The 2,901-nt window shown below is 74.8% G+C and carries 4 protein-coding genes; 1 reads left to right on the forward strand and 3 read right to left on the reverse strand.

All coding sequences use genetic code 11. The annotated features are described in order from the left end of the window. Positions 1 to 8: 8 nt before the first annotated feature. Positions 9 to 551 carry an NUDIX hydrolase gene (locus E0D90_RS24790; protein ID WP_130800167.1) on the forward strand — a complete coding sequence of 181 codons (543 nt, stop codon included), beginning with the start codon at positions 9 to 11 and terminating at the stop codon, positions 549 to 551. Positions 552 to 571: 20 nt separating this feature from the next. On the opposite strand, the gene E0D90_RS24795 is transcribed toward E0D90_RS24790, so the two are convergent. The 3 genes from E0D90_RS24795 to dhaK all read right to left on the reverse strand — a co-directional run bounded on the left by E0D90_RS24795 (position 572) and on the right by dhaK (position 2,751). Next, complete coding sequence (locus tag E0D90_RS24795; RefSeq protein WP_130800168.1) at positions 572 to 1,024, reverse strand: PTS sugar transporter subunit IIA domain-containing protein; 453 nt, start codon at positions 1,022 to 1,024, stop codon at positions 572 to 574. Then, the gene (dhaL, locus tag E0D90_RS24800; RefSeq protein ID WP_103502719.1) at positions 1,017 to 1,631 is read right to left on the reverse strand and encodes a dihydroxyacetone kinase subunit DhaL; all 615 of its coding nucleotides are present in this window, start codon (positions 1,629 to 1,631) and stop codon (positions 1,017 to 1,019) included. The genes E0D90_RS24795 and dhaL overlap by 8 nt, the downstream gene beginning before the upstream one ends. A gap of 118 nt (positions 1,632 to 1,749) precedes the next feature. After that, positions 1,750 to 2,751, reverse strand: coding sequence for a dihydroxyacetone kinase subunit DhaK (gene dhaK / locus E0D90_RS24805; protein ID WP_103502720.1), 1,002 nt, complete (start codon positions 2,749 to 2,751; stop codon positions 1,750 to 1,752). Positions 2,752 to 2,901 lie beyond the last annotated feature (150 nt).

Genomic DNA, 2,901 nt, shown 5'->3' on the forward strand with positions numbered 1-2,901 from the left:
GGAGTGAGATGTCCACCCCCGAGTTCATCGCCGACCTGCGCCGCCACGTCGGGACCCGGCTGCTGTTCCTCCCCGGGGTCAGCACCGTGGTCCTCGACGACGCCGGCCGCGTCCTGCTGGGCCGCCGCGCGGACACCGGGCGCTGGGCGCTGATCGCCGGTCTGCCCGAGCCGGGTGAGCAGCCCGCGGACGCCGCCGTCCGTGAGGTCTACGAGGAGACAGCCGTGCGCTGTGTCCCGGAGCGGGTCGTCTCGGTGCAGACCATGGCCCCCATCCGGTACGAGAACGGTGACCGCTGCCAGTACATGGACATCACCCTGCGCTGCAGGGCGGTGGGAGGAGAGGCCCGGGTCAACGACGAGGAGTCGCTGGACGTGGGCTGGTTCACGCTGGACGGACTGCCTGACAGCCTCTCGCGCGGCGCCCGCGAGCGCATCGACCTCGCCGTCACCGAAGGGCCGACCTGGTTCCACCCCGCCACCGGGGCGACGGACATCGCCGCTCTCGCCGTGGACGCGGACGGCGCCGAGACCGGCGGCGGCCCCGGCTGAACCGGCAGGGCCGGGACGACTCAGAGCTTGCGGTAGTCGTAGGCGTCCTCGGCGGCCCGGGCCACGTCCTCCACCGGCGCGCCGGCCGACGCGGCCACCACCGCCGCGACGGCGCCCTCCAGGAAGGGCGCGTCCAGCAGCCTGGTCCCCGGCGGCAGCCCACCGGAGGCGTCCTGGTCGTCCTCCTCGTCGGCGGCGGTCAGGGCACGCACCGTCAGCACCGCGCTCCCGAGGTCCGCGATCACCAGCACTCCCGCTCCGCGGTCCACCCGGCGTGCCGCCGCCACGATCAGCTCCGAGCTGGTCCCTATCCCGCCGTCGCCCGCGCCACCGGCGGCGGCCACCACATGGCCGCCCGCGCCGCCCGCCAGTGCGACCGCCAGCCTTGCCACGGCGTCCGCGACATCCCGGCTGTGCGAGACGAGCACCACGCCGACCTCGGCCCGTTCCGGGGCCCCCGTGCCGTCAGCCATCGCCGCGTCCCGCGGTCTGCTCCAGCGCGCTGACCAGCAGCAGGGAGGAGGCGGCTCCGGGGTCCTCGTGACCGATACTCCGGTCGCCGAGGTAACTGGCCCGGCCGCGCCGGGCCCGCATCGGCACGGTGGCGACCGCGCCCTCGGACGCCGCCTGCCGCGCGGCGGCGAAGGAACGCGGCAGCGCCCGGACCGCGGGCAGCAGCGCGTCCAGCATGGTCTTGTCGCCCTCCGCCGCCCCGCCGAGGGCCGCCACCGCCTCCACGCCGACGCCCAGCGCCCGGGCCAGGTCCTCCCGGCTGACGGTGGCGGCGTCGCCCAGTTCCCGGCCGGTGCGCCGCAGCAGAGTGCCGTAGAGGGGCCCCGAGGCGCCACCGACCTTCGAGACCAGCGTCCGGCCCGCCAGGCCGAGAGCCGCTCCCGGGGAAGCGGGCGGCTTCTCCGCCAGCGCCGCGGTGACGGCGGTGAACCCGCGGCGCATGTTCACCCCGTGGTCGGCGTCACCGATGGCGGAGTCCAGCTCGGTCAGGGTGTCGGCCTCCCGCTCGACCGCCGCCGCGGCCGCCGTCAGCCACCGCACGAAGAAACCGGTGTCCAGTTCCGCCACTCGCCTGCTCCCGTCGTCACGACATTCCGTCGTCCTCCGACGGCGCGGCCGGGGGGCCACGCCGGTCCCACGGCGCCATCCCGCCGGCCGTCCGGGGCCGGGGCGGCGAACTCCCGTCTCAGCAGCCCCAGCGGAGCGCCGCGGTGTTCACCGGCGCGTCCCACAGCCGGACCAGTTCGTCGTCCGCCTCGCACAGGGTCACCGAACAGCCCGCCATGTCCAGGGAGGTGACGTAGTTCCCGACGAGCGTACGGGCCACGGCCACACCGCGCGCGGCGAGAACCCGCTGCACTTCGGCGTTGAACCCGTACAGCTCCAGCAGCGGCGTGCCGCCCATGCCGTTGACCAGGGCCAGGACCGGATGGGTGGGCGGTGACCCGCCCCAGTCCTCCAGCAGCGCGTCGACGGTGACCTCGGCGATCTCGCCGGAGGTCATCATCGGGCGGCGTTCGCGCCCCGGCTCGCCGTGGATGCCGATGCCCAGCTCCAGCTCGCCCGGGGGAAGGTCGAAGGTCGGCCCGCCCTTGGCCGGGGTGGAGCACGCGCTCAACGCGACGCCGTAGCTGCGGCACGCCCCGGCCACCTGGCGGGCCACGGCCTCCACCCGCTCCAGTGGCGCGCCCTCCTCGGCGGCCGCGCCCGCCAGCTTCTCCACGAAGAGCGTGCCGCCGGTGCCGCGCCGCCCCGCGGTGTAGAGGCTGTCGGTGACGGCGACGTCGTCCTCCACCAGTACGCGGGCCGCCTGCACACCCTCGTCCTCGGCCAGTTCGCGCGCCATGTCGAAGTTGAGGACGTCACCCGTGTAGTTCTTGACGATGAACAGCACACCGGCGCCGCTGTCCGTCGCCGACGCGGCGCGCACCGCCTGGTCGGGAACGGGGGAGGTGAACACCTCGCCCGGGCAGGCACCGTCGAGCATCCCGCGTCCGACGAAGCCCGCGTGCATCGGTTCGTGACCCGAGCCACCGCCGGAGACCAGTGACACCTTCCCGGCGACCGGGGCGTCGCGGCGGACCACCACCTGGTTCTCGACGTCCACGACCAGCTCGGGGTGGGCCAGCGCCATGCCGCGCAGTGCGTCCGTCACGACCCTCTCGGGTACGTTGATCAGCATTTTCATGGATACCTCCCGGCGTGACTCAAAGCGTAGCCCCTGCGGGGGGTTTCCGCAGGTCAAAGCCGAGGCAGGGCCCGTGAGCCAGCCCCGTTCCGGTGCCGCTGGGAGCGCTGGGGCGGCACCGCGGGGCCGGGGTCACCCCCTGCCCCTCGC

The sequence above is a fragment of the Streptomyces otsuchiensis genome, assembly GCF_004305975.1.
Taxonomy (GTDB): domain Bacteria; phylum Actinomycetota; class Actinomycetes; order Streptomycetales; family Streptomycetaceae; genus Streptomyces; species Streptomyces otsuchiensis.